Source organism: Streptomyces sp. NPDC037389 (assembly GCF_040636475.1).
Lineage (GTDB): Bacteria > Actinomycetota > Actinomycetes > Streptomycetales > Streptomycetaceae > Streptomyces > Streptomyces hesseae.
In genome coordinates, this window is the sequence record NZ_JBEZUS010000005.1 from 288,956 (window position 1) to 314,172 (window position 25,217).

Annotated in this window: 35 protein-coding genes; 3 read left to right on the plus strand and 32 right to left on the minus strand. The window is 68.3% G+C overall.

Annotation, left to right across the window (positions count from 1 at the left end):
* The first annotated feature begins 97 nt into the window (after positions 1-97).
* Positions 98-1,078: a type I pantothenate kinase gene (gene coaA, locus AB0E98_RS13445; RefSeq protein WP_361701867.1), complete on the plus strand. Its 981-nt coding sequence runs from the start codon at positions 98-100 to the stop codon at positions 1,076-1,078.
* Between the two features lie 57 nt (positions 1,079-1,135).
* Here coaA and glmM read toward each other — a convergent pair whose 3' ends face one another.
* From glmM to AB0E98_RS13465, 4 genes are all read right to left on the minus strand, one after another.
* On the minus strand, positions 1,136-2,494 hold the full coding sequence (gene glmM / locus AB0E98_RS13450; protein WP_361701868.1) for a phosphoglucosamine mutase: 1,359 nt from the start codon (positions 2,492-2,494) through the stop codon (positions 1,136-1,138).
* 242 nt (positions 2,495-2,736) lie between these two features.
* Positions 2,737-3,240: a 30S ribosomal protein S9 gene (gene rpsI, locus AB0E98_RS13455; RefSeq protein ID WP_361701870.1), complete on the minus strand. Its 504-nt coding sequence runs from the start codon at positions 3,238-3,240 to the stop codon at positions 2,737-2,739.
* Between the two features lie 39 nt (positions 3,241-3,279).
* Positions 3,280-3,726 carry a 50S ribosomal protein L13 gene (gene rplM, locus AB0E98_RS13460; RefSeq protein ID WP_311608904.1) on the minus strand — a complete coding sequence of 149 codons (447 nt, stop codon included), beginning with the start codon at positions 3,724-3,726 and terminating at the stop codon, positions 3,280-3,282.
* A 253-nt stretch (positions 3,727-3,979) separates the two neighbouring features.
* Complete coding sequence (locus AB0E98_RS13465; protein ID WP_361701872.1) at positions 3,980-5,599, minus strand: ATP-binding cassette domain-containing protein; 1,620 nt, start codon at positions 5,597-5,599, stop codon at positions 3,980-3,982.
* Between the two features lie 55 nt (positions 5,600-5,654).
* Between AB0E98_RS13465 and AB0E98_RS13470 the strand changes: the two genes are divergently transcribed.
* A complete protein-coding gene (locus AB0E98_RS13470; protein ID WP_361701874.1) occupies positions 5,655-6,719 on the plus strand; it encodes a hypothetical protein in 1,065 nt (354 codons plus the stop codon).
* 62 nt (positions 6,720-6,781) lie between these two features.
* Here the strand turns inward: AB0E98_RS13470 and AB0E98_RS13475 are convergent, their stop codons facing one another.
* Positions 6,782-7,609 (minus strand): hypothetical protein, encoded by an 828-nt coding sequence (locus tag AB0E98_RS13475; RefSeq protein WP_361701876.1) that lies wholly within the window; start codon positions 7,607-7,609, stop codon positions 6,782-6,784.
* Positions 7,610-7,820: 211 nt separating this feature from the next.
* On the opposite strand from AB0E98_RS13475, the gene AB0E98_RS13480 reads away from it, so the two are divergent.
* Positions 7,821-9,902: a glycosyltransferase family 4 protein gene (locus AB0E98_RS13480; protein WP_361701877.1), complete on the plus strand. Its 2,082-nt coding sequence runs from the start codon at positions 7,821-7,823 to the stop codon at positions 9,900-9,902.
* A gap of 85 nt (positions 9,903-9,987) precedes the next feature.
* Here AB0E98_RS13480 and truA read toward each other — a convergent pair whose 3' ends face one another.
* The 27 genes from truA to rplB all read right to left on the minus strand — a co-directional run bounded on the left by truA (position 9,988) and on the right by rplB (position 25,215).
* Entirely contained in the window at positions 9,988-10,842 is an 855-nt protein-coding gene (truA, locus tag AB0E98_RS13485; protein WP_361701879.1) for a tRNA pseudouridine(38-40) synthase TruA, read from the minus strand.
* Between the two features lie 76 nt (positions 10,843-10,918).
* Complete coding sequence (rplQ, locus tag AB0E98_RS13490) at positions 10,919-11,383, minus strand: 50S ribosomal protein L17 (RefSeq protein ID WP_361701880.1); 465 nt, start codon at positions 11,381-11,383, stop codon at positions 10,919-10,921.
* Between the two features lie 146 nt (positions 11,384-11,529).
* Positions 11,530-12,552 (minus strand): DNA-directed RNA polymerase subunit alpha, encoded by a 1,023-nt coding sequence (locus AB0E98_RS13495; protein ID WP_004946635.1) that lies wholly within the window; start codon positions 12,550-12,552, stop codon positions 11,530-11,532.
* Positions 12,553-12,686: 134 nt separating this feature from the next.
* Positions 12,687-13,091 carry a 30S ribosomal protein S11 gene (rpsK, locus tag AB0E98_RS13500; RefSeq protein ID WP_003956432.1) on the minus strand — a complete coding sequence of 135 codons (405 nt, stop codon included), beginning with the start codon at positions 13,089-13,091 and terminating at the stop codon, positions 12,687-12,689.
* A gap of 71 nt (positions 13,092-13,162) precedes the next feature.
* Positions 13,163-13,543 carry a 30S ribosomal protein S13 gene (gene rpsM / locus AB0E98_RS13505; RefSeq protein ID WP_361701881.1) on the minus strand — a complete coding sequence of 127 codons (381 nt, stop codon included), beginning with the start codon at positions 13,541-13,543 and terminating at the stop codon, positions 13,163-13,165.
* Positions 13,544-13,748: 205 nt separating this feature from the next.
* Entirely contained in the window at positions 13,749-13,862 is a 114-nt protein-coding gene (gene rpmJ, locus AB0E98_RS13510) for a 50S ribosomal protein L36 (RefSeq protein ID WP_003956441.1), read from the minus strand.
* Between the two features lie 61 nt (positions 13,863-13,923).
* Positions 13,924-14,145: a translation initiation factor IF-1 gene (infA, locus tag AB0E98_RS13515; RefSeq protein WP_003956442.1), complete on the minus strand. Its 222-nt coding sequence runs from the start codon at positions 14,143-14,145 to the stop codon at positions 13,924-13,926.
* Between the two features lie 248 nt (positions 14,146-14,393).
* The gene (map, locus tag AB0E98_RS13520) at positions 14,394-15,230 is read right to left on the minus strand and encodes a type I methionyl aminopeptidase (RefSeq protein WP_361701882.1); all 837 of its coding nucleotides are present in this window, start codon (positions 15,228-15,230) and stop codon (positions 14,394-14,396) included.
* A 119-nt stretch (positions 15,231-15,349) separates the two neighbouring features.
* Complete coding sequence (locus AB0E98_RS13525; RefSeq protein WP_361701883.1) at positions 15,350-16,006, minus strand: adenylate kinase; 657 nt, start codon at positions 16,004-16,006, stop codon at positions 15,350-15,352.
* Positions 16,006-17,319 carry a preprotein translocase subunit SecY gene (gene secY / locus AB0E98_RS13530; protein WP_311608923.1) on the minus strand — a complete coding sequence of 438 codons (1,314 nt, stop codon included), beginning with the start codon at positions 17,317-17,319 and terminating at the stop codon, positions 16,006-16,008. Before secY ends, AB0E98_RS13525 begins: the two co-directional genes overlap by 1 nt.
* A gap of 205 nt (positions 17,320-17,524) precedes the next feature.
* On the minus strand, positions 17,525-17,980 hold the full coding sequence (gene rplO, locus AB0E98_RS13535; protein ID WP_126914680.1) for a 50S ribosomal protein L15: 456 nt from the start codon (positions 17,978-17,980) through the stop codon (positions 17,525-17,527).
* Between the two features lies 1 nt (position 17,981).
* Positions 17,982-18,164: a 50S ribosomal protein L30 gene (gene rpmD / locus AB0E98_RS13540; protein WP_087927574.1), complete on the minus strand. Its 183-nt coding sequence runs from the start codon at positions 18,162-18,164 to the stop codon at positions 17,982-17,984.
* On the minus strand, positions 18,164-18,766 hold the full coding sequence (rpsE, locus tag AB0E98_RS13545) for a 30S ribosomal protein S5 (RefSeq protein WP_311608925.1): 603 nt from the start codon (positions 18,764-18,766) through the stop codon (positions 18,164-18,166). Before rpsE ends, rpmD begins: the two co-directional genes overlap by 1 nt.
* A gap of 46 nt (positions 18,767-18,812) precedes the next feature.
* Positions 18,813-19,196 (minus strand): 50S ribosomal protein L18, encoded by a 384-nt coding sequence (gene rplR, locus AB0E98_RS13550; RefSeq protein ID WP_311608926.1) that lies wholly within the window; start codon positions 19,194-19,196, stop codon positions 18,813-18,815.
* Positions 19,197-19,199: 3 nt separating this feature from the next.
* Complete coding sequence (rplF, locus tag AB0E98_RS13555; protein WP_361701886.1) at positions 19,200-19,739, minus strand: 50S ribosomal protein L6; 540 nt, start codon at positions 19,737-19,739, stop codon at positions 19,200-19,202.
* Positions 19,740-19,760: 21 nt separating this feature from the next.
* Complete coding sequence (gene rpsH, locus AB0E98_RS13560; protein ID WP_311608928.1) at positions 19,761-20,159, minus strand: 30S ribosomal protein S8; 399 nt, start codon at positions 20,157-20,159, stop codon at positions 19,761-19,763.
* Positions 20,160-20,369: 210 nt separating this feature from the next.
* The gene (locus AB0E98_RS13565) at positions 20,370-20,555 is read right to left on the minus strand and encodes a type Z 30S ribosomal protein S14 (RefSeq protein WP_071964550.1); all 186 of its coding nucleotides are present in this window, start codon (positions 20,553-20,555) and stop codon (positions 20,370-20,372) included.
* Positions 20,556-20,560: 5 nt separating this feature from the next.
* Positions 20,561-21,112 carry a 50S ribosomal protein L5 gene (gene rplE, locus AB0E98_RS13570; protein WP_311608930.1) on the minus strand — a complete coding sequence of 184 codons (552 nt, stop codon included), beginning with the start codon at positions 21,110-21,112 and terminating at the stop codon, positions 20,561-20,563.
* On the minus strand, positions 21,112-21,435 hold the full coding sequence (gene rplX, locus AB0E98_RS13575) for a 50S ribosomal protein L24 (protein WP_361701887.1): 324 nt from the start codon (positions 21,433-21,435) through the stop codon (positions 21,112-21,114). The genes rplE and rplX overlap by 1 nt, the downstream gene beginning before the upstream one ends.
* Positions 21,436-21,438: 3 nt before the next feature.
* The gene (rplN, locus tag AB0E98_RS13580; protein ID WP_099199421.1) at positions 21,439-21,807 is read right to left on the minus strand and encodes a 50S ribosomal protein L14; all 369 of its coding nucleotides are present in this window, start codon (positions 21,805-21,807) and stop codon (positions 21,439-21,441) included.
* 126 nt (positions 21,808-21,933) lie between these two features.
* Positions 21,934-22,215 (minus strand): 30S ribosomal protein S17, encoded by a 282-nt coding sequence (rpsQ, locus tag AB0E98_RS13585; RefSeq protein WP_019888756.1) that lies wholly within the window; start codon positions 22,213-22,215, stop codon positions 21,934-21,936.
* Entirely contained in the window at positions 22,215-22,439 is a 225-nt protein-coding gene (gene rpmC / locus AB0E98_RS13590) for a 50S ribosomal protein L29 (RefSeq protein WP_030368408.1), read from the minus strand. Before rpmC ends, rpsQ begins: the two co-directional genes overlap by 1 nt.
* Positions 22,439-22,858 carry a 50S ribosomal protein L16 gene (rplP, locus tag AB0E98_RS13595; protein WP_311608935.1) on the minus strand — a complete coding sequence of 140 codons (420 nt, stop codon included), beginning with the start codon at positions 22,856-22,858 and terminating at the stop codon, positions 22,439-22,441. The genes rpmC and rplP overlap by 1 nt, the downstream gene beginning before the upstream one ends.
* A 5-nt stretch (positions 22,859-22,863) precedes the next feature.
* Complete coding sequence (rpsC, locus tag AB0E98_RS13600; RefSeq protein ID WP_095580665.1) at positions 22,864-23,694, minus strand: 30S ribosomal protein S3; 831 nt, start codon at positions 23,692-23,694, stop codon at positions 22,864-22,866.
* Entirely contained in the window at positions 23,694-24,041 is a 348-nt protein-coding gene (gene rplV / locus AB0E98_RS13605) for a 50S ribosomal protein L22 (protein WP_031012097.1), read from the minus strand. The genes rpsC and rplV overlap by 1 nt, the downstream gene beginning before the upstream one ends.
* A 43-nt stretch (positions 24,042-24,084) precedes the next feature.
* Positions 24,085-24,366, minus strand: a complete 282-nt coding sequence (gene rpsS / locus AB0E98_RS13610; protein WP_126914687.1) for a 30S ribosomal protein S19 — start codon at positions 24,364-24,366, stop codon at positions 24,085-24,087.
* Between the two features lie 12 nt (positions 24,367-24,378).
* On the minus strand, positions 24,379-25,215 hold the full coding sequence (rplB, locus tag AB0E98_RS13615) for a 50S ribosomal protein L2 (protein WP_004950440.1): 837 nt from the start codon (positions 25,213-25,215) through the stop codon (positions 24,379-24,381).
* Positions 25,216-25,217 lie beyond the last annotated feature (2 nt).

A 25,217-nucleotide genomic window follows, 5' to 3' on the forward strand; every position in this document is an offset into this window, starting at 1 on the left:
GCAAACTTCACCCACCGGCACCACATCGCCCCCACCGGTCACGGTGTGAACGCCACCCGGCGGTGATCGTCCCGTCACCGACGCGCACAATGGGCCCGTGCCGACCACGACCGACCAGCCGCAGCACCGACGCCGCGCGGACTCCTCCCCCTTCGTCGACCTCACCCGCACGGAGTGGAGCGCGCTGCGCGAGAACACCCCGCTGCCGCTGACCGCCGAGGAGGTCGAGCGGCTGCGCGGCCTGGGCGACGTCATCGACCTGGACGAGGTCCGGGACATCTACCTCCCGCTCTCCCGCCTGCTCAACCTCTACGTGGGCGCCACGGGCAGCCTGCGCGGCGCGCTCAACACCTTCCTGGGGGAAAAGGGGGCGCAGCGCGGCACGCCGTTCGTCATAGGCGTGGCGGGCAGCGTGGCGGTGGGGAAGTCGACCACGGCCCGGCTGCTGCGGGAGCTGCTGGCCCGCTGGCCCGAGCACCCGCGGGTGGAGCTGGTCACGACGGACGGCTTCCTGCTGTCCAACGCCGAGCTCCAGCGGCGGGGCCTGATGTCGCGGAAAGGTTTCCCCGAGTCCTACGACCGTCGGGCGCTGACCCGCTTCGTCGCGGATGTGAAGGCCGGGAAGGACGAGGTGTCGGCGCCCGTCTACTCCCACCTGATCTACGACATCGTGCCGGACGAGCGGCTGACCGTGCACCGGCCGGACATCCTGATCATCGAGGGCCTCAACGTCCTCCAGCCGGCCCGCCCCGGCGAGGACGGCCGCACCCGGGTGAGCCTGGCCGACTTCTTCGACTTCAGCGTGTACGTGGACGCGCGCGCGGAGGACATCGAGCGCTGGTACTACGACCGCTTCAGAAAGCTGCGCGCCACGGCCTTCCACGACCCCGACTCGTACTTCCGCCGGTACACCCAGGTGTCGGAGGACGAGGCGCTGGACTACGCGCGGCGCAACTGGCGGACGATCAACAAGCCGAACCTGCTCGAGAACGTGGCGCCGACGCGCGGCAGGTCGAACCTGATCCTGCGGAAGGGGCCGGACCACAAGGTGCAGCGGCTTTCGCTGCGGAAGCTTTAGCGAAAACGCCGGGCGGGCCGACCAAGTCGGCCCGCCCGGCGTTCGAGGACCTGGGAACTAGCCCAGCGTCGTCTTCACGACGTCCGCGAGGTGCTCCGCGACCTTCCGCGCCTGCTCGTGGTCCGCGGCCTCGACCATGACGCGCACCAGCGGCTCCGTGCCGGACGAGCGCAGCAGCACCCGGCCCGTCGTGCCCAGCTCGCGCTCGGCGGCGTTGACGGCGGCGGCCAGCTCCTGCGAGGTGCCGACGCGGGCCTTGTCGACGTTCCGGACGTTGATGAGGACCTGCGGCAGGCGCTCCATGACGCCGGCGAGGTCGGCCAGCGAGCGGCCGGTGGCGGCGACGCGGGCGGCCAGCATCAGACCGGTGAGGGTGCCGTCGCCCGTCGTGGCGTGGTCCAGGACGATGACGTGGCCGGACTGCTCGCCGCCCAGGGCGAAGCCGTTGGCCTTCATCTCCTCCAGGACGTAGCGGTCGCCGACGGCGGTCTGGACGAGCTGGACGCCCTCGCGCTCCATGGCGAGCTTGAAGCCCAGGTTGGACATGACGGTGGCGACGACGGTGTTCTTGCGCAGCGAGTCCGCCTCGCGCATCGCCAGGGCCAGGACGGCGAGGATCTGGTCGCCGTCGACCTCGTTGCCCTTGTGGTCCACGGCCAGGCAGCGGTCGGCGTCGCCGTCGTGGGCGACGCCCAGGTCGGCGCCGTGCTCGACGACGGCGGCGCGCAGCTTGTCCAGGTGGGTGGAGCCGCACTCGTGGTTGATGTTGAGGCCGTCGGGCTCGGTGCCGATGGTGATGACCTCGGCGCCGGCGCGCGAGAAGGCCTCGGGGGAGACCCGGGAGGCCGCGCCGTGGGCGCCGTCGATGACGACCTTGACGCCGTCGAGGCGGTTGGGCAGGACGCCGATGAGGTGGGCGACGTAGTTGTCGAAGCCCTGGTCGTAGTCCTTGACGCGGCCGACGCCGGCGCCGGTGGGCCGGTCCCAGGGCTCGCCGGAGGCGTGGGCGCGGTAGGTCCGCTCGATGCGGTCCTCGAGCTCGTCGGCGAGCTTGTGGCCACCGCGGGCGAAGAACTTGATGCCGTTGTCGGGCATGGCGTTGTGGCTGGCGGAGAGCATCACGCCGAGGTCGGCGCCGAGCGCGCCGGTCAGGTAGGCGACGGCCGGCGTGGGCAGCACGCCCACCCGCAGCACGTCGACGCCCGCGCTGGCGAGACCGGCCACCACGGCGGCCTCCAGGAACTCCCCGGACGCCCGCGGATCACGGCCGACCACCGCCATCGGGCGATGTCCCTCGAACGTGCCCGCCTCGGCGAGCACATGCGCCGCCGCCACCGACAGTCCGAGCGCGAGCTCGGCCGTCAGATCGGCGTTGGCAACGCCGCGCACACCGTCCGTACCGAAGAGTCGTCCCACTGGTGTCCTCCGAAAAACGCGGGAGTGCGGGGCCCGGTACGAGCCCCCTTGCTTGAGGTGTCGAGTCCTGGACCGGGGCGGCGCCTCCAGTAATCAGATATACGCCACATCCGGCGCATTTACGCCTACGCCGCCTGCACGGCATCAACGCCGTATTTCGCCCCGGGCCGACAATGGCCGAACGCCCCGGCGGCACGGAACCGTGTCGCCGGGGCGTTCGAGCAGTGCAGCAAAACCGCTGTTTAGCGCTTGCTGTACTGCGGAGCCTTGCGGGCCTTCTTCAGACCGGCCTTCTTGCGCTCGACCGCACGGTCGTCGCGCTTCAGGAAGCCGGCCTTCTTCAGCGGGCCGCGGTTGTTGTCCACGTCCGCCTCGTTCAGCGCACGGGCCACGCCGAGGCGCAGGGCACCGGCCTGACCGGAGACGCCGCCACCCGCGATGCGGGCGATGACGTCGTAGCGATCGTCGAGCTCGAGCACCTTGAAGGGCTCGTTGACTTCCTGCTGGTGCACCTTGTTGGGGAAGTAGTCCTCAAGGGTGCGACCGTTGATCTTCCACTTGCCGGTGCCCGGAACGATCCGGACGCGGGCAATGGCGTTCTTGCGACGGCCCAGGCCGGCGGCCGGCTGCGGGTCGCCGAAGCGGGACGCGAGGGACTCGGAGGTGTACTCCGACTCAACAACCTCGGTCTCGGTGGTGTACTCCTCGACGCCCTCGACCGGCATCTCGGCGGTGGTCTCAGCCACGATTCTCCTCAGACTTTCTGGTTCGGCGGTGGCCGGGACTTAGCCCTGCTTGACCTGGGTGATCTCGAACGGAACCGGCTGCTGCGCAGCGTGCGGGTGCTCGGAGCCCGAGTACACCTTCAGCTTCGAGAGCATCTGACGGCCGAGGGTGTTCTTGGGCAGCATGCCCTTGATCGCCTTCTCGACTGCCTTCTCGGGGTTCTTGTCGAGCAGCTCGTCGTAACGGACGGAGCGCAGACCACCCGGGAAGCCAGAGTGGCGGTACGCCATCTTCTGGGTCTTCTTGTTACCGGACAGGTGCACCTTGTCGGCGTTGATGATGACGACGAAGTCACCCATGTCCATGTGCGGGGCGTACACAGTCTTGTGCTTGCCACGCAGCAGGGAGGCAGCCTGAGAGGCCAGACGGCCCAGGACGACGTCCTGCGCGTCAATGATGTGCCACTGGCGCTGGACATCGCCGGGCTTGGGGCTGAACGTACGCACGGTCGTAGCCTTCGCTTCTTCAGTGAGTGGGTCCTGACACAGTCCCCCAGAGAGACCACGCAGCAGAGGCCGCACAACGGGGACGCAACCCGCGTGCAGGCCGCTGGCGATCAGCCCGGCGGACCAGCGTAAGGGCCCCTCGCGTGAGAACGACCAAGCCAATACGCATAACGAACTCGTAGAGTACCGGGACCCCACCGTCGGGGTCAAAACACACAGTCCGACCGGTGCCCTGCCCGGCCGCCGGACGGCGTCACCGCGCCCGGGCCACCCGGGCCTCGTCCCACACCGGCTCCGGCACCTCCCGCACCCGCCCGTCCGCGCCGAACACCACGAAGCGATCGAACGCGCGAGCGAACCAGCGGTCGTGGGTGACGGCCAGGACCGTCCCCTCATAGGCCTCCAGCCCCGCCTGGAGGGCCTCCGCGCTCTCCAGGTCCAGGTTGTCCGTCGGCTCGTCCAGCAGCAGCGCCGTGGTGCCGGAGAGCTCCAGGAGCAGGATCTGGAACCGGGCCTGCTGACCGCCGGAGAGCTTCTCGAAGGCCTGGTCGCCCTGCTGCTCCAGCTCGTACCGGCGCAGCACCGACATGGCGCCGCCCCGGTCCTTGGAGTGCTCGGTCCACAGGATGTCGACGAGCGTGCGGCCCATGAGCTCGGGGTGGGCGTGGGTCTGGGCGAAGTGCCCGGGGACGACGCGGGCGCCCAGCTTCCAGGCGCCCGTGTGCGCCACGCCCTCCCCGGCCAGGAGGCGGAGGAAGTGGGACTTGCCCGAGCCGTTGCTGCCCAGCACCGCGACCCGCTCCCCGTAGAAGACCTCCAGGTCGAAGGGGTTCATCAGGCCGGTCAGCTCCAGCCCGGCGCAGGTCACGGACCGGACGCCGGTGCGCCCGCCGCGCAGCCGCATCCGGATGTCCTGCTCGCGCGGGGGCTCCGGCGGCGGGCCCGCCTCCTCGAACTTCCGCAGCCGGGTCTGGGCGGCGGCGTAGCGGGAGGCCAGCTCATGGCTGACCGACGCCGCCTGCCGCAGCGAGATCACCAGCTTCTTCAGCTGGGCGTGCTTCTCGTCCCAGCGGCGGCGCAGCTCCTCGAAGCGGGCGAAGCGCTCCTTGCGGGCCTCGTGGTACGTCCCGAAGCCGCCGCCGTGCACCCAGACGTCACTGCCGGCCGGGCCGGGCTCGACACTGATGATCTTCTCGGCGGACCGGGCCAGCAGCTCGCGGTCGTGGGAGACGAAGAGGACCGTCTTCTTGGTCTCGCGCAGCCGCTCCTCCAGCCAGCGCTTGCCGGGGACGTCCAGATAGTTGTCCGGCTCGTCCAGCAGCAGGACCTCGTCCGGGCCGCGCAGCAGCGCCTCCAGGACGAGCCGCTTCTGCTCGCCGCCGGAGAGGGTGCGCACCTGGCGCCACTGGGCCTTCTCATAGGAAACGCCGAGGGCGGCCATGGTGCACATGTCCCAGGTGGTCTCGGCCTCGTAGCCCCGGGCCTCGGCCCAGTCGCTGAGCGCCTGGGCGTAGGCCATCTGCGCGGCCTCGTCGTCCCGCTCCATGATCGCGACCTCGGCCGCGTCGACCGCCCGCGCGGCCTGCCGGATGCCCGGCTGGGCGACGGACACCAGCAGGTCACGGACCGTACGGTCGTCCCGGACGGAGCCCACGAACTGCGGCATCACGCCCAGGCCGCCGGAGACGGTGACCGAGCCGCCGTGCGGCTTGAGCTCACCGGAGATCAGCCGCAGCAGGGTGGTCTTGCCGGCGCCGTTGGCCCCCACGAGGGCCACCGCGGCCCCTTCCCCCACCCGGAAGGACACGTCGTCGAGCAACCGCCTCCCGTCGGGGAGGTCGTACTCAAGGTGTGCCGCTTCCACATGTCCCATGAGGGTGATTGTCGCGGCTCCCGGGGCGGTGACCAACCGGTTTACGATGCACGCCATGAGCTTTGGGCAGGGTGGGCCGTACGGGGCCCAGGGGGATTCCGGGCCGCGCGCCACGCCTTGGGGGGCGCCACCCCAGCAGCCCGGGCAGCCCGGGCAACCGGCTCAGGCCCTGCCACCGCGGCAGCCGGCGCAGCCCCACCCCGGGCAGCCCCAGGCGGCCCCCCTCCCGCCCCAGCAGCCGTACCCGGCCGCCCAGCAGCCCCCTCAGGCCCAGCCGCAGGCGCACCCGCAGCCCTGGGCACAGCCGCAGGCCGACGGCACGCCCGACTGGGCCGCGCTGGCCGACACCGCCGACCGGGACCGCCGCCGCAAGTGGCTGCTGATCGGCGGCGGCGTCCTGGCCACGGCCGCGGTCGCCGCGATCGTGGCCTCGGCCGTGGTGCTGTCCGACAAGGGCGACAAGAACCTGCCCGCCGCCGAGAAGCTGCCCAGCGCCTCGGCCGGCAGCCCCGAGCCGACGTTCTCCAAGGCCGCGACCCCGCCGCCCAACCCGCGCGAGTTCATATCCAGCCAGGAGAAGGACACCGCGCCGCTCACCGTCAAGACGCTCTTCCCGCACTCCAGGCCGTCGCTGGACAAGCGCGCCTACAAGCGGGCGGCCCAGGACACCGCCACCGACTGCGCCTCCGTCGCCCAGGGCGGGCTGGGCCAGGTCCTCGCCGACAACGGCTGCCGCCAGGTGCTGCGCTCCACCTACGTACGGGACGGGGTCGCCGTCACCGTCGGCGTCGCCGTCTTCGACACCAAGGCCGCCGCGGACAAGGCCAAGGAGCAGTCCACCGGCAACATCGCCCCCCTGACCGGCGAGGACGCGGCGTCCTTCTGCCAGGGCACGGCCTGCCGGCTGAGCGCCAACGCCGAGGGCCGCTACGCGTACTTCACCATCGCCGGCTTCACCAACGGCTCCGCCGTCACGTCGGAGGACACCAAGGCCCTCCAGGCCGGCCGGGACGTGGCGGGCTACACCTTCCGCCGCATCATGGCCCGCGCCAACGCCCAGGCGGCCGCGGCGGCCTCGCCCAAGCCGTCCGGGAAGCCCTCGGCCAAGCCGCAGGCCTGACCGGGCACCCGGGCCGCCTCGCCTCACTCCGGGACGTCACCCCGGGACGTCACCCCCGGACGTCACTCCTGGACCTCACCGTCTCCCTCCTCGGCGCCCTCGCCGCCCTCCGCCGGGTCGCCGTCCGCGGGGGCCGCGGTGGGCGGACGCTCCGCCCGCAGCAGCCGCTCGACCTTCGCGACCTGCGCCGCCACCAGCGCCGGCGGGATCTCCACCGCACCGGGGTCGGACAGGTGCGTGGCGAAGAACATCGACAGGGTGGATCCGCTGCGCACCACCGTCACCAGACTCGGCGCCCCCTCGGCCGCGTTGACCATGCGGTACGCCAGCGCCTCCGCCCCCAGCCGGGGCGCGGGCAGCGCCGTCACCGCCTCGAACCGCTGGGGCTGCCCCTCCCCCGTGCGCATCGCGAAGCCCCCGGCGCAGTCGGACACGGCCCGGCGCAGCTCCCGTAGCGTGACGCGCGCCCCGTCGTCCGCGTAGGCCGAGACCCGGACCGTCCCCAGCAGCCCCTGGAAGCCGTGCTCCCGCGAGGACTTGGAGAACGTCCGTACGAGCGAGGCCACGGGCGCGGGCTCCTGTCGCGGCCCCAGGGCCAGCACCAGCGGGCGGCAGTCGAGCCGGTCCGTGCCGGGCAGCCCGTGCCCGGCGGTGCCCTCGGAGGCCCGTTCGAGAACGAAGCCGGGCACCTCCCGCGACTCCAGCGCCACGTGTTTGAGCTGGTCGGCGCTGAACACCCGTACGACCGGGGGCGCTTCGGCGCCCCGGACCTCGTTCTTGCCCTCGCCCGGCCTGCCCCCACCGACACCGGAGCAGCCGGCCAGCAACAGCAGGGCCGCCAACACCCCTACGGGGGAGGCCGTCAGCTTCCGTTTACCCTTCACCCTCATCACGTCCACCCTCATGACGTCCGCCCTGCCCTCCAGTTCGCGGCGCCCGCCGAGCGGCGCCCCTCATGGCTCCTTGCGACGTGACCCAGGCCACAATGTAGGCTGCGCAGGCAACGGAAGCCCCGCCCTACGGTCTCACCGGCGGTTCGAGCCGCACAGAGCTCCGGCCGGTCGGGCCGAACTCCAAGCGAAGAGCCGGACACCACCCGCCATGAAGATCTCTTTCCTTTTGCAGAACGCCTATGGCATCGGCGGAACCATCCGCTCCACTTTCAATGTGGCGGGCGCCCTCGCCGCCCGGCACGACGTGGAGATCGTGTCCGTCATCCGCAGCGGCGAGAAGCCCCGGCTGACCCTCCACCCCGGGGTACGGCTGATCAACCTCATCGACCAGCGCCCCGACAAGGGCTCCGACGTCGACAACGCCCTCCTCGCCCAGGACAGCCACTACATCCCGCCCGTCGAGGCCAAGGGCGCGCACTTCAGCGCGCTCACCGACCAGCGGGTCGCCGCACACCTCGCCGCGACCGACGCGGACGTCGTCATCGCCACCCGTCCCGGACTCGTCATGTATCTGGCCGAGTTCGGCCAGGACCGCTATCTGCGGATCGGCCAGGAGCACCGGATCTACGGCACCCACGAGGCCGCCATCCGCGCCTACCAGGACGCGTCCATTCCCCACCTCGACGCCCACACCACGGTCTCCGAGGCCGACGCCGTCACCCACCGGGAGCAACTCCCGGGCATCAAAACGAAGATCGTATGCATCCCCAACGGCTGCCCGCCGTCCGAGGTCGAAACCGCCGACCCCGACAGCAAGTTGGTGGTCGCCGCAGGACGGCTCATCCCCGTCAAGCGCTACGACCTGCTGGTCAGCGCCTGGGCCGCCGTCGCCGCCGCGCACCCCGACTGGAAGCTGCGCCTCTACGGCCGCGGCCCCGAACAGGCCAAACTCCGCGCCCAGATCGACAGACTCGGCCTCAACGAGTCACTGACGCTCATGGGCGCCCACTCCCCCATCGAAACCGAGTGGGCCAAGGGTTCCATCGCCGCCGTGACCTCCCGCGAGGAGTCCTTCGGCATGACGATCGTCGAGGCCATGGGCTGCGGCGTCCCCGTCGTCGCCACCGACTGCCCGCACGGCCCCGGCGAGATCATCAGCGACGGCGAGGACGGCCTGCTCGTCCCCGTCGGCGACAGCGACGCCATCGCCAAGGGCCTGCTCAAACTGATCGAGGACGACGAACTCCGCCGCACCATGGGCGCCGCCGCCCGGATCTCCGCCCAGCGCTACGCGCCCGAACGCATCGCCGACGCCTACCTGGAGCTCATCGACAGCCTGGGCCGTCCCCGCCGCGCCGGCGACGCACAGGCCGCCGCCACGACACCGGCCCGGCCGCCGCTCGCCCGGCGCCTCCGCCGGACCGTCGGCAGGCTCGTACGGCCACTGCGCCGCCAACCGGCGCCCCCGCGCGAGAAGAAGGTCCTCAAGGACATCGTCGTCCGCAAACCGCTGCGTCCGCTCGCCTCCTGTCGCGTCAACTCCGAGGGAGACATCGTCGTTTCGGTGGACCCGAAGGGCGTCAGCGGGGAAAACCTCTCCCTGACCGTCACACGACGCAAGGAGAACAAACCGTTCGCGGCCCCCCTGGAGCCCCCGACCGGGACGGGCGCCCCCTGGACCGCCGTCCTGAAGCGGTCCGAACTCCGCCTGGGCGAGGGCCGATGGGACCTCCACGTGGTCCGCGCCGACGACCGCGCCCGCCGCCGCGTGATCGCCCATCTCCCGGAAGGCCGCCGCCTGTTGACCCTCGCCCCGCTGCCGGGCGCCCCCTTCACCTGGTGGATCCCCTACGCCACCGTCGACGGCTACCTGGCCCTCCGCGCCTGGCACCGCGACGGCCACGCGGAGGCGCGCGCACTGAGGGCGACCGAAGGCACGCTCACGGTCGAAGGCACGCTGTACGGCGCCGAGTTCGCGGGTGGGACACCACTGTTGGTCGGCACCCCGCGCGGTGATGCGGCGTCGGAGGTGACAGCGGAAATCGAGGTCCTGGAGGCCGCGGCATTCAGGGCGACGCTGCCGTACGAGCGGCTGCGCGAGGCGCGCGGCGGAGAGGAAGCCGCCACATGGGACCTGGCGCTACGGGTGGCACCGGATGCGGCACCGATCCGGATCGGCCGGCTGGTGGGGGACATCGTCGACCGGAACAAGACGGACATCTATCCGGTGCTGGCGGGGGTACGGCCGTATTTCACGGTGACGAGTGATCTGGCGGTGAATCTCCCCTGACACAAACGCCGGACGGGCTCATCCCAGCCCGTCCGGCGCTTGAGGACAAAGCACAGCAGCCCGTCCGGCGTTCGAGGACAACGCTCTAGCAGCAACCCGCCCCGGGCAGCGTCCTCTTGTTCCGCGCCGCAAGATTCCGCGCCGCGAGCTCCGAGTCCGCCGGATATCCGACCTCCTCCAGCGTCAGCCCGTGCGGCCGCACCACATGCACCGCCGAATCCCGCACACCCGCCGCGAGCACCTGCCCCGGCCAGTCCACTCCCCGGTGACCGTCGCCGACGAACAGCAGCGCGCCCACCAGCGACCGCACCATGTTGTGGCAGAAGGCATCCGCCCGCACGGTCGCCGTCACGACACCCGACGCGTCCCGCTCCCAGCTCAGCTGCTGAAGCGTACGGATGGTCGTCGCACCCTCGCGCTTCTTGCAGTACGCGGCGAAGTCGTGCTCACCCAGCAGCGCGCGGGACGCCTCGTTCATCGCGTCCACGTCCACCGGCCAGTCGTGCCACAGCACATGACCCCGCAGCAGCGGGTCCACCCCGGCCACGTGGTCGACGACCCGGTAGGCGTACCGCCGCCAGATCGCGGAGAACCGCGCGTTGAACCCGGCCGGGGCCTCGGCCGCACGCCAGACCCGTACGTCGTGCGACAGCCGCCCGGCCAGTCGACGCAGCAGTTTGTCCTCGTGCTCGGCCCAAACCTCCGCCGGAAGATCGACATGCGCGACCTGGCCCCGGGCGTGGACGCCCGAGTCCGTACGGCCGGCGACCGTCAGCTCGTACGTCTCCTTGGACCGGGTCACGGTCCGGATCGCGGCCTCGAGCTCACCCTGCACGGTGCGCTGACCCTCACGCTGCTTGGCCCAGCCGGAGAAGTCCTTGCCGTCGTACGACAGGTCCAGCCGCACCCGTACGAAACCGGGCTCAACCTCGTCACTCACCGAGTGTTTCCTCTCAGAATGCGGGACGGGCCCGCCCCCGAAAAGGGGCGGGCCCGTCACTGACACGTCAGACGCGTCAGGCGTCCTTCGACTCCTCGGCCGGAGCCTCGGCGGCGGCCTCGGACTCCTTGACCGCACGCTTGGTGGCGGCCTCGGCCTCGGCGACGGTCGCCTTCTTGGCGATCTCACCCTCGACCAGCTCGATCACAGCCATCGGGGCGTTGTCGCCACGACGGTTGCCGATCTTGGTGATACGGGTGTAACCACCCGGACGCTCGGCGAAGCGCGGAGCGATCTCGGTGAAGAGGGTGTGGACGATGCCCTTGTCGGTGATCGTCTGCAGCACCTGGCGACGGTTGTGGATGTCGCCCTTCTTCGCCTTGGTGATCAGGCGCTCGGCGACCGGACGCAGGCGGCGGGCCTTGGCCTCGGTCGTCGTGATGCGGCCGTGCTCGAAGAGCGACTTGGCGAGGTTCGCAAGCAGCAGACGCTCGTGCGCGGCGCTGCCGCCCAGGCGGGCACCCTTGGTGGGACGCGGCATGGTGTTTCTCCTTGGTGTCTGCCCCGGCCGTATCAGGTACCGGAGTCAGTATCCGAGCGGGCGGTTGCCCGTCGGAGACCCCGCACCCCCTAAGGGGCGCGGGGAACGGCGCGATCAGCCGAAGCCGACCGGCGGCCGAAGACCGATCAGTACTGCTCGGTCTCCACAAAACCCGCGTCCGCGTCGTCGTCGGCGCCAAAGGCGTCGGCGGCGGCGGTCGGGTCGAATCCGGGCGGGCTGTCCTTGAGGGCCAGGCCCATGCCGGCCAGCTTCGCCTTGACCTCGTCGATCGACTTCGCACCGAAGTTGCGGATGTCGAGCAGGTCGGCCTCGGAACGGGCGACGAGCTCACCCACGGAGTGGATGCCCTCGCGCTTGAGGCAGTTGTAGGAGCGAACGGTGAGCTCGAGCTCCTCGATCGGCAGCGCCAGGTCGGCGGCCAGGGCGGCGTCCGTCGGGGACGGGCCCATGTCGATGCCCTCGGCGTCGATGTTGAGCTCGCGGGCCAGACCGAACAGCTCGACCAGGGTCTTACCGGCGGACGCCATGGCGTCGCGCGGGCGCATGGCCTGCTTGGTCTCGACGTCGACGATCAGCTTGTCGAAGTCGGTGCGCTGCTCGACACGGGTGGCCTCGACCTTGTAGGTCACCTTGAGAACCGGCGAGTAGATGGAGTCGACCGGGATACGGCCGATCTCCTGGCCCACCTGCTTGTTCTGGACGGCGGAGACGTAGCCGCGACCGCGCTCGACGGTCAGCTCCATCTCCAGCTTGCCCTTGGCGTTCAGGGTCGCCAGGACCAGGTCGGGGTTGTGCACCTCGACGCCGGCCGGCGGGGCGATGTCGGCGGCGGTGACCAGACCCGGGCCCTGCTTGCGCAGGTACATCACGACCGGCTCGTCGTGCTCCGAGGAGACGACCAGCTGCTTGATGTTCAGGATGAGGTCGGTGACGTCCTCCTTGACGCCCGGCACGGTGGTGAACTCGTGCAGGACACCGTCGATGCGGATGGACGTGACCGCCGCACCCGGGATCGAGGAGAGGAGCGTACGACGCAGGGAGTTGCCGAGGGTGTAGCCGAAGCCCGGCTCCAGCGGCTCGATCACGAACCGCGAGCGGAACTCGTCGACGACCTCTTCGGTCAGCGAGGGGCGCTGAGCGATCAGCATGCGATGAATCCTTCAGTCATGGACACCCACTATTTGATGTCCTCTGCTACTGCAAGGGTACGGGCGGTACGGCTCCTCGCGAGAGGGGCCGTACCGCCCGGACACTCAGAACAACCGTGCGAAACGGCGCAGCGTCAGACGCGGCGGCGCTTCGGGGGACGGCAGCCGTTGTGCGGGGTCGGGGTGACGTCCTGGATGGAGCCAACCTCGAGGCCGGTCGCCTGGAGCGAACGGATGGCGGTCTCACGACCGGAGCCCGGGCCCTTGACGAAGACGTCAACCTTGCGCATGCCGTGCTCCTGCGCGCGACGGGCAGCCGACTCGGCGGCCATCTGCGCGGCGAACGGAGTGGACTTGCGGGAGCCCTTGAAGCCGACGTGGCCGGCGGAGGCCCAGGAGATCACGTTGCCGGACGGGTCCGTGATCGAAACGATGGTGTTGTTGAACGTGCTCTTGATGTGCGCGTGGCCGTGAGCGACGTTCTTCTTTTCCTTGCGGCGCACCTTCTTGGCAGCGCCCTGACGTCCCTTGGGGGGCATGTCTTACTCCTGAATGGAGAGGGAGGTGGTCGGTCCTACAGCGAAGACCGCTGATGAGCGTCCGCTGTGGACTACTTCTTGCCCGGCTTCTTCTTGCCGGCGATGGCGCGACGCGGGCCCTTACGGGTACGAGCGTTCGTGCTGGTGCGCTGACCGTGGACCGGCAGACCGCGGCGGTGACGCAGACCCTGGTAGCAGCCGATCTCGACCTTGCGGCGGATGTCGGCCTGAACCTCACGACGGAGGTCACCCTCGGTCTTGATGTTGGCGTCCACGTACTCGCGGATCTTGACCAGGTCCTCCTCGACCAGGTCGCGAACGCGGGTGTTCGGGTTCACACCGGTGGCGGCGAGGGTCTCCTGCGCCAGCGTGCGGCCGATGCCGAAGACGTAGGTGAGTGCGACCTCCACGCGCTTTTCGCGCGGGATGTCAACACCGGAAACGCGTGCCATTGAATGGCTCCTGTTTGGTGTCGGGGGTCTTCCGCAATGCCACTCCATGGCCGCCGGCCCCCCTGAAAAAGGGTTAGGCGGTACGGACCAGGTCCCCGGCCCCCGCCGGAGGTGTCACCGACCCCTTGTCGGGGCTAGGTGGGCACTGCGTATGTACATGTATTGCTCGCGTCGCGCGAAGAACTGCGGAGTGCAGGTTCTGCGATCAGCCCTGGCGCTGCTTGTGGCGCAGGTTGTCGCAGATGACCATGACCCGGCCGTGACGGCGGATCACCTTGCACTTGTCGCAGATCTTCTTGACGCTCGGCTTGACCTTCATGGGATGTGAGGTTCTCCGGGTCAGTGCCGTCGCCCCGCCGGAAGCGGGGCGTCGACAAGATCTACTTGTAGCGGTAGACGATCCGGCCACGCGTCAGGTCGTAGGGAGACAGCTCCACGACGACCCGGTCATCCGGGAGGATGCGGATGTAGTGCATCCGCATCTTGCCGCTGATGTGCGCGAGGACCTTGTGACCGTTCTGGAGCTCCACCTTGAACATGGCGTTCGGCAGAGACTCGATCACGGTGCCCTCGATCTCGATGGCACCTTGCTTCTTGGCCACGCTTCGCCTTTCGAATCGGCTACCTTGATCGACTCTCCCATATGCACGCGGGCATGCGGATACACGAGAGCCGACGCATCAGTCTACGTCAGGGCAAACGAAAAGCCTAATCCAGGGTGCTTGCCCGACCGCGAAGATCCTTACGCCGGCGGGACCGATCCTCCCGACGCCGCCCTCGCGGGCTCGGCGCCGGGGCGCCTCACAAGCTTCGGGCGGCTGCGCCGGACTCCGTCCGGATGGGAGGGGGCTCAGGCCAGCGGGTCCGGCGCCGCCGTCACGCCGTATTCCGCCAGCTTCGCCCGGCCACCGTCCACGGCCGTCAGGACCAGCGGGCCCTGCTCCGTGAGGGCGACGGAGTGCTCCCAGTGGGAGGACCAGCTCTTGTCGTCCGTGAGGACCGTCCAGTCGTCCGCCAGGACGTGCGTCTTCGCCGTGCCCAGGCTCACCATGGGCTCGATCGCGATGCAGAAGCCCGGGACCAGCTTCGGGCCCTTGCCGCGCTTGCGGGAGACGTAGTTCAGCAGGTGGGGGTCCATGTGCATCTCGGAGCCGATGCCGTGCCCGCCGTAGTCCTCGATGATCCCGTACTTCCCGGAGGACGGACGGGGCTGGCGGCGGATGTAGCCCTCGATCGCCTTGGAGATGTCCACGAGCCGGTTGCCGTTGCGCACGGCCGCGATGCCGGCCCACATGGACTCCTCGGTCACCCGGGAGAGCTCGATCAGCTCCGGAGCGTGACCGGTGCCCACGAAGGCCGTGAAGGCCGCGTCACCGTGCCAGCCGTCCACGATCGCGCCGGCGTCGATGGAGATGATGTCGCCGTCCTTGAGGACGGTCTTCTCGTCCGGGATGCCATGGACGACGACCTCGTTCACCGAGGTGCAGATCGTGGCGGGGAAACCGCCGTAGCCGAGGAAGTTCGACTTGGCGCCGTGCTCGGCGAGCACCTTGCGGGCGACCTCGTCCAGGTCCCTGGTGGTGGCACCGGGCACCGCGGCCTCCCGGGTGGCCGCGTGGATGGCGGCGACGACCAGCCCCGCCTCGCGCATCTTCGCGATCTGCTCAGGGGTCTTGATCTCGACCATGACGACGCCTTCCTGGCTGTTCCATCGAAAACTGCATCGAATTACTGCATCGAAATGCTGCTCGGACAAACACTACGGCCGCGACACCCCGAGGGGCATCGCGGCCGTGACCGACGGACTCAGGCCTCCCGGGACGGGAGGGCCTCCATCGCGCGCTGAGTGACCTCGGCGACCTTGCCGAGGGCCGAGATCGTCACCACCAGGCCCTGGGCCTTGTAGTAGTCGATGATCGGCTCGGTCTCGCTGTGGTAGACCTCGAGGCGCTTGCGGACCGTGTCCTCGGAGTCGTCCTCACGCTGGTACAGCTCGCCGCCGCAGGTGTCGCAGACACCCTCCGCGGCCGGCGGGTTGTAGATCACGTGGAAGATGTGGCTGCTGGCCTTGCGGCACATCCGGCGACCGGCGATGCGCTTGACGACCTCGTCCTCCGGGACCTCCAGGTCCAGGACGGCGTCGAGCCCGAGCCCGTCCGCCTTGAGGATGGTGTCCAGCGCCTCCGCCTGGGCGAGGTTGCGCGGGAAGCCGTCCAGCAGGAAGCCCTCGGCGGCGTCCTCCTGCTCCATACGGTCCTTGGCCATCCCGATGGTGACCTCGTCCGGCACGAGCTGGCCGGCGCGCATGTACTCCTGGGCCTTCTGGCCGAGCGGCGTGCCCTGGCTGATGTTCGCCCGGAAGAGGTCGCCCGTCGAGATGTGCGGGATCGCGAGATTCTTGGCGAGGTACGCGGCCTGCGTACCCTTGCCGGCGCCGGGCGGCCCGACGAGGACGATTCGCATCAGCGGAGGAACCCTTCGTAGTTGCGCTGCTGAAGCTGGCTCTCGATCTGCTTCACAGTCTCCAGACCGACACCCACGATGATCAGGATGCTGGTTCCACCGAACGGGAAGTTCTGATTTGCGTTCAGTGTGACCAGTGCCACGGTGGGCACCAGCGCGATCAGACCCAGGTACAGCGACCCCGGCCACGTGATGCGGTTCAGCACGTAGCTCAGGTACTCCGCGGTGGGACGGCCAGCCCGGATCCCCGGGATGAATCCACCATACTTCTTCATATTGTCGGCAACTTCTTCGGGGTTGAAGGAGATGGCGACATAGAAGAACGCGAAGAAGACGATCAGCAGGAAGTACGTGGCCATGTAGATCGGGTGGTCACCCTTGACCAGGTTGGCCTGGACCCACTGCGCCCAGTCCGCCTTGGAGCCGGTGAACTGCACCAGCAGCGCCGGGATGTAGAGCAGCGACGAGGCGAAGATGACGGGGATCACACCCGCCTGGTTCACCTTCAGCGGGATGTAGGTGGACGTACCGCCGTAGGAACGGCGGCCGATCATGCGCTTCGCGTACTGGACGGGAATGCGGCGCTGAGCCTGCTCGACGAAGACCACCAGCGCGACCATCGCGAGGCCGCACAGGATCACCAGGCTGAACTCCAGCCAGCCACCGAGCAGCTTGCCCTGCATCTTGATGGCCCACAGCGCGCCCGGGAAGCCGGCGGCGATGGACGTGAACATCAGGATGGACATGCCGTTGCCGATGCCGCGGTCGGTGATCAGCTCACCGAGCCACATGATCAGCGAGGTGCCGGCGGTCATGGTGATGACCATGACGACCGTGGTGAAGATCGACTGGTTGGGGACGATCTGGTTCCCGACGGTGCAGTTGCCGAAGAGCGCACCGCTACGGGCCGTGGCCACGAGGCCGGTGCCCTGGAGGATGGCGAGGGCGACGGTCAGATACCGCGTGTACTGCGTGATCTTGGTCTGCCCGGACTGGCCCTCCTTCTTGAGGGCTTCGAGCCGCGGAATGACCACGGTGAGCAGTTGGAGGATGATACTGGCCGTGATATACGGCATGATCCCGAGCGCGAAGATCGTGATCTGAAGCAGCGCACCACCGCTGAACATGTTCACGAGGCCGAAAAGGCCCTGCCCACTCTTGGCCTGGTCCATACACGTCTGGACATTGCGGTAGTCGACCCCCGGTACGGGGATGTGGGCCCCCAGCCGGAAGAGGACCATGATGCCCAGCGTGAAGAGCAGCTTCTTGCGCAGGTCGGGCGTCTTGAACGCCCGGGCGAACGCGGTGAGCACGGTGCCTCCTGCGCCCCCCACGTTGCTGCGTGAGAGGTGACGGTCTTGAGGTTCGACGAATACGTAGAGTCAGCCAAAATCCGCGCGGGCAGAGTCCGCGCGGAAGTTAACAGTGCACGCCACCTTACCGGCGACCATGCCCCCCTAGGAACGACCAACCGGGGATGCCCCTATTGGGACATCCCCGGTTGTCAGATCAACGAACTCAGATGAGCTCGGTGACGGTGCCGCCGGCGGCGGCAATCTTCTCCTGGGCGGAGCCGGAGACGGCGTCAACCGTCACCTGCAGCGCCACGGAGATCTCGCCCTGGCCAAGGACCTTGACGAGCTCGTTCTTGCGAACAGCGCCCTTGGCGACCAGGTCGGCCACCGTGACCTCGCCACCCTGCGGGTAGAGCGCGGCCAGCTTGTCCAGGTTCACGACCTGGAACTGCTTGTGGGCGGGGTTCTTGAAGCCCTTCAGCTTCGGGAGGCGCATGTGGAGGGGCATCTGGCCACCCTCGAAGCGCTCCGGAACCTGGTAACGGGCCTTCGTGCCCTTGGTACCGCGACCAGCCGTCTTACCCTTCGACGCCTCACCACGACCGACACGGGTCTTGGCGGTCTTGGCGCCCGGGGCGGGACGGAGGTTGTGGACCTTCAGCGGGTTCTGCTCCGCCATGTCAGTCGACCTCCTCGACCGTCACGAGGTGGCGGACGGTCTGCACCATGCCGCGGATCTCGGGGCGGTCCTCCTTGACAACCACGTCGTTCAGGCGCTTGAGCCCGAGCGAACGCAGGGTGTCGCGGTGGTTCTGCTTGCTGCCGATGTAGGACTTGACCTGCGTGACCTTGAGGCGAGCCATTACGCACCCGCCCCTGCACGCGCCCGCAGCAGTGCGGCGGGGGCGACGTCCTCCAGCGGCAGACCACGACGGGCGGCGATCTCCTCGGGACGGGACAGTCCCTTGAGGGCCTCCACCGTGGCGTGCACGATGTTGATCGGGTTCGAAGAACCGAGCGACTTCGACAGGATGTCGTGGATGCCGGCACACTCGAGCACCGCTCGCACCGGGCCACCGGCGATAACACCGGTACCGGGGGAAGCAGGCTTGAGCAGGACGACACCGGCCGCCTTCTCGCCCGTGATCGGGTGCGGGACGGTGCCCTGGATACGGGGGACCTTGAAGAAGTTCTTCTTGGCCTCTTCCACGCCCTTGGCGATGGCAGCCGGAACTTCCTTGGCCTTGCCGTAACCGACACCGACCGTGCCGTCACCGTCGCCCACCACGACCAGCGCGGTGAAGCTGAAGCGGCGACCACCCTTGACAACCTTGGCGACGCGGTTGATCGCGACTACGCGCTCAACGTATGCGGTCTTCTCGGCGGCAGCGCCACCGTCACGGCCCTTCCGGTCCCGCCGCTCGCCGCCACCGGCACCGCTTCCGCGGCGCTGGGGTCCAGCCATTGGAATTACCTCTCTCTGTTACGTCCGCTAGCTCCGGAACCGGGGCTTAGAACTTCAGCCCGGCTTCGCGGGCGGCGTCCGCCAGAGCGGCAATGCGCCCGGCGTACTGGTTGCCACCGCGGTCGAACACGACGGCCTCGACACCGGCGGCCTTGGCACGCTCGGCAACCAGGGCGCCGACCTTCTTGGCCTGGGCGCCCTTGTCGCCCTCGCCACCACGGATCGACGCGTCCAGGTGCGACGCCGACGCCAGGGTGTGACCCTTGATGTCGTCGATGACCTGAGCGGTGATACCGCGGTTGGAACGCGTCACGACGAGGCGCGGGCGCTCGGCCGTACCCGAAATGTTCTTCCGGATGCGGATGTGGCGGCGGGCCTTGGCGGCGCGCTTGTACGCGTCGCCCTTGGCGATCTTCACACCGTATGCCATGGCTTACTTACCCGCCTTTCCGACCTTGCGGCGGATGACTTCGCCCTCGTACTTGACGCCCTTGGCCTTGTACGGGTCGGGCTTCCGCAGCTTGCGGATCTTCGCGGCGACCTCGCCGACCTTCTGCTTGTCGATGCCCTCGACCGAGAACCTGGTCGGAGCCTCAACCTTGAAGGTGATGCCTTCGGGGGCCTCGATCAGGATCGGGTGGCTGTAGCCGAGGGAGAACTCCAGGTTGGAGCCCTTGGCGACAACGCGGTAACCGACACCGCTGATCTCGAGCTTCTTCACGTAGCCCTGGGTCACGCCGGTGATCATGTTCGCCACCAGCGTGCGGGACAGGCCGTGGAGGGCCTTGTTCTGACGCTCGTCGTTGGGACGGGTCACCTGAAGGGTGCCGTCCTCGCCCTTGACGATCTCGATGGGGGCGGACAGAGAGATGTTCAGGGCGCCCTTGGGGCCCTTCACCTGCACGTCACGGCCATCGATGGTGACGTCCACACCAGCGGGAACCTGGATGGGCAGCTTGCCAATACGCGACATTAGCTATTCCTCCGTTCCCGATTACCAGACGTAGGCGAGGACTTCCCCACCCACGCCCTTCTTGCTGGCCTGCTGGCCGGTCAGGAGACCGTGGGACGTGGAGATGATCGCCACGCCCAGGCCGCCGAGGACCTTCGGCAGGTTGGTGGACTTTGCGTAGACCCGGAGGCCCGGCTTCGAGATCCGCTTGATGCCCGCGATGGAGCGCTCACGGTTCGGACCGAACTTCAGGTCCAGGACGAGGGACTTGCCGACCTCGGCGTCCTCGACCTTCCAGCCGGCGATGTAGCCCTCCTGCTGCAGGATCTCGGCGATGTGCGCCTTGATCTTGCTGTGGGGCATAGCCACGGTGTCGTGGTAAGCCGAGTTCGCGTTCCGCAGACGGGTCAGCATGTCTGCGATCGGATCGGTCATGGTCATGTTTGGCCTTCGGCCTCTCTCGCCGTGGTTTCCTATCTGCGCCATCCCTCTCCCCGAACTGGTGTCGGGACGGGTGCGGCGCGGGGACCTACGGCGTAGTAAGACGGTCATGGGCGGCGGGCGCCCAACCCTTCAACTCTACGCGAGTGAGTGGCTGGGCCCCGCCATCCTTGATGCTTACCGAGAGCCCTGGTCAACCCAAGTGGGTTGTTACCAGGAGCTCTTGGTCACGCCCGGCAGCTCGCCACGGTGAGCCATCTCACGAAGGCACACGCGGCAGAGGCCGAACTTGCGGTAAACGGAGTGCGGACGGCCGCAGCGGTTGCAGCGGGTGTACGCGCGAACCGCGAACTTCGGCTTGCGCGCGGCCTTCGCGATCAGAGACTTCTTCGCCATCTCGGTCACGCCTCCTTGAAGGGGAAGCCGAGGTGACGGAGGAGGGCGCGGCCCTCGTCGTCGTTGGTCGCCGTGGTGACCACGGTGATGTCCATACCCCGGACGCGGTCGATCTTGTCCTGGTCGATCTCGTGGAACATGACCTGCTCCGTGAGACCGAAGGTGTAGTTGCCCCGACCGTCGAACTGCTTCGGGGACAGACCACGGAAGTCGCGGATGCGCGGGAGCGCGAGCGACAGGGTGCGGTCCAGGAACTCCCACATGCGGTCACCACGGAGGGTGACGTGGGCGCCGATCGGCTGGCCCTCACGCAGCTTGAACTGCGCGATGGACTTGCGAGCCTTGGTGACGGCGGGCTTCTGGCCCGTGATCGTGGTGAGGTCGCGGATGGCGCCATCGATCAGCTTGGAGTCGCGGGCGGCGTCGCCCACACCCATGTTGACCACGATCTTGGTGAGGCCGGGAACCTGCATGACGTTCTCGTAGGAGAACTCCTCACGCAGCTTGCCCGAGATTTCCTCGCGGTACTTCGTCTTGAGACGCGGAGTGGTAGCCATCAGATGTCCTCACCCGTCCGCTTGGCAACGCGGATCTTGTTGCCGTTCTCATCGAAGCGGTAGCCGACGCGCGTGACGACCTTCTTGCCGTCCTTCTCCACGACGAGCTGAACGTTGCTCACGTGGATCGGGGCCTCGGTCGTGACAATGCCACCGGTCTGCGAACCGCGAGCGGTCTGGCCGGCCTTGGTGTGCTTCTTGACCCGGTTGACACCCTCGACAAGAACGCGGTTCTCGCTGGGCATGGCCACGACGACCTTGCCCTGCTTGCCCTTGTCCTTACCGGTGATGACCTGGACCAGGTCGCCCTTCTTGATCTTCATCGGTTACAGCACCTCCGGCGCGAGCGAGACGATCTTCATGAACTTCTTCTCGCGCAGCTCTCGGCCCACGGGGCCGAAGATACGGGTGCCGCGGGGGTCACCGTCGTTCTTGAGAACGACAGCGGCGTTCTCGTCGAAACGGATGTACGAGCCATCCGGACGGCGGCGCTCCTTGACGGTGCGAACGATGACGGCCTTGACGACGTCACCCTTCTTCACGTTGCCGCCGGGGATCGCGTCCTTGACGGTGGCGACGATGACGTCACCGATGCCCGCGTAGCGGCGACCCGAGCCACCGAGAACACGGATGCAAAGGATCTCCTTGGCACCAGTGTTGTCGGCGACCCGAAGTCGCGACTCCTGCTGGATCACGTCTATCTCCTGATCGTCTGCCGGTTCCCGGCAGGGGCTCCGAGGAGCCCCTGCCGAGCCTGGCGGAACTTATCCGAGGGAGATTCCCTCAGACTTCATTACTTGGAATTCCCTTGCGGGAATTACCTACTTGGCCTTCTCGAGGATCTCGACGACGCGCCAGCGCTTGGTCGCCGACAGCGGACGCGTCTCCATCAGGAGGACGCGGTCGCCGACGCCGGCAGCGTTCTGCTCGTCGTGCGCCTTGAGCTTGTTCGTACGGCGGATGACCTTGCCGTACAGCGCGTGCTTGACACGGTCCTCGACGGCGACGACGACAGTCTTGTCCATCTTGTCGCTGACGACGAGACCCTCGCGGGTCTTGCGGAAGCCGCGCTCGTTCGTCTCAGTCACATTCTTCTCGCTCATCAGGCGCTCTCCACCGTCTCGATGCCCAGCTCACGCTCGCGCATCAGGGTGTAGATCCGGGCGATGTCCTTACGGACGGACTTGAGCCGACCGTGGTTCTCGAGCTGCCCGGTCGCCGCCTGGAAGCGGAGGTTGAACAGCTCTTCCTTGGCCTCACGGAGCTTCGCGACGAGGTCCTCGTCGTTCAGCTCACGCAGCTCGGTCGCCTTGATACCAGCGGCCATCACGACTCACCTGCCTCGCGCCGAACAATGCGGCACTTCATCGGAAGCTTGTGGGCGGCGCGGGTCAGCGCCTCACGAGCGACCTTTTCGTTCGGGAAAGACAGCTCGAACATCACCCGACCGGGCTTGACGTTCGCGATCCACCACTCCGGCGAACCCTTACCGGAACCCATGCGGGTCTCGGCCGGCTTCTTCGTCAGCGGACGGTCCGGGTAGATGTTGATCCACACCTTGCCGCCACGCTTGATGTGACGGGTCATGGCGATACGAGCGGACTCGATCTGCCGGTTCGTCACGTAGGCCGGGGTCATGGCCTGGATGCCGTACTCACCGAAAGCGAGCTCGGTGCCGCCCTTGGCCATACCGTTGCGCTTCGGGTGGTGCTGCTTGCGGTGCTTGACCCTGCGAGGGATCAGCATGTCGGTCAGGCCTCCGTTCCGGTGGACTCAGCCGGAGCAGCGGCAGCGGCCTCGGCCTTGGGGGCCTCGGCAGCGGCGTTCTGCTGCGGCTTGCGGCCGCGGCCACCGCGCTCGCCACCACGGCCACCACGGGCCGGGCGGTCCTGAGCGCCACCACGGGACGGGCGGTTGCCCGCACGCGCGGCAGCGTTCTCGGCGCGGACCTCGGCGATGTTCTTCACGTCGCCCTTGTAGATCCAGACCTTCACGCCGATGCGGCCGAAGGTGGTCTTGGCCTCGAAGAAGCCGTAGTCGACGTTCGCGCGGAGCGTGTGCAGGGGCACACGGCCCTCGCGGTAGAACTCCGAGCGGGACATCTCGGCGCCGCCGAGACGGCCACCGCACTGGATCTTGATGCCCTTGGCGCCGGCCTTCATCGTCGACTGCATGCTCTTACGCATGGCGCGACGGAAGGAGACGCGGGAGGACAGCTGCTCGGCGACGGCCTGGGCCACCAGCTGAGCGTCCACCTCGGGGTTCTTGACCTCGAGGATGTTCAGCTGGACCTGCTTGCCGGTCAGCTTCTCCAGCTCGCCACGGATGCGGTCGGCCTCGGCGCCACGGCGGCCGATGACGATGCCCGGGCGGGCGGTGTGGATGTCAACGCGGACGCGGTCGCGGGTGCGCTCGATCTCAACCTTCGAGATACCGGCGCGCTCCATGCCCTTCGTCATCATGCGACGAATGGCAACGTCTTCCTTGACGTAGTCCTTGTACAGCTTGTCGGCGTACCAGCGGGACTTGAAGTCCGTGGTGATGCCGAGGCGGAACCCGTGCGGGTTAACCTTCTGGCCCATTACCGGGTTCCTTCCTTGCTGCTGACGACCACGGTGATGTGGCTGGTCCGCTTGCGGATCCGGTAGGCACGGCCCTGGGCACGCGGACGGAACCGCTTCAGGGTCGGGCCCTCGTCCACGAACGCCTCGCTGATGTACAGCGACGAAGCGTCCGTGTGGTCGTAGTTGTGCGCGGCGTTGGCAATGGCGCTGTCAAGCACCTTGCCCACCGGCACGCTCGCGGCCTGCGGGGCGAAACGCAGGACCGCCTGAGCCTCCGTGGCATCCATGCCACGGATGAGGTCCACCACGCGGCGGGCCTTCATGGGCGTGACGCGGATGTACCGCGCCTGGGCCCTGGCTTCCATGGTTGTCCCTTCGGTGTCAGTCATAGTCGTTCACACCCCGCCTTTAGCGGCGCTTCGACTTGCGGTCGTCCTTGACGTGGCCGCGGAAGGTGCGGGTCGGCGAGAACTCGCCGAGCTTGTGGCCGACCATCGACTCGGTGACGAACACCGGGACGTGCGTCTTGCCGTTGTGCACCGCGAGCGTGTGGCCGAGCATGGCCGGCACGATCATGGAGCGACGGGACCAGGTCTTGATGACGTTCTTGGTACCGGCTTCGTTCTGTACGTCCACCTTCTTCATGAGGTGTCCGTCGACGAAGGGTCCCTTCTTGAGACTACGCGGCATCTAAACCCGCTCCTAGCGCTTCTTGTTCGTCTTGCGGCGGCGGACGATGTACTTGTTGCTCGCCTTCTTGGGAGAACGAGTACGACCCTCCTTCTGACCCCACGGGGAGACCGGGTGGCGACCACCGGAGGTCTTACCCTCACCACCACCGTGCGGGTGGTCGACCGGGTTCATCGCGACACCGCGGACGGTCGGGCGAACGCCCTTCCAGCGCATACGGCCGGCCTTGCCCCAGTTGATGTTCGACTGCTCGGCGTTGCCGACCTCGCCGACAGTGGCGCGGCAGCGGACGTCGACCAGGCGGATCTCACCGGACGGCATACGAAGGTGGGCCATCGTGCCCTCCTTCGCCAGCAGCTGCACGGAGGAACCGGCGGAGCGGGCGATCTTCGCGCCGCCACCGGGACGCAGCTCGATGGCGTGGATGGTCGTACCGACCGGGATGTTGCGCAGCGGCAGGTTGTTGCCCGGCTTGATGTCGGCCCCGGGGCCGTTCTCGATCCGGTCACCCTGGCCGAGGCCGCGGGGAGCGATGATGTAGCGCTTCTCGCCGTCCACGTAGTGGAGCAGCGCGATGCGCGCGGTGCGGTTCGGGTCGTACTCGATGTGAGCGACCTTGGCCGGCACGCCGTCCTTGTCGTGACGACGGAAGTCGATCACGCGGTAGGCGCGCTTGTGGCCACCACCCTGGTGGCGAACGGTCACACGACCGGCGTTGTTACGGCCGCCCTTGCTGTGCAGCGGGCGGACCAGCGACTTCTCCGGCGTGGACCGCGTGATCTCGACAAAGTCGGCGACGCTGGAGCCACGACGGCCCGGGGTCGTCGGCTTGTACTTGCGGATACCCATTT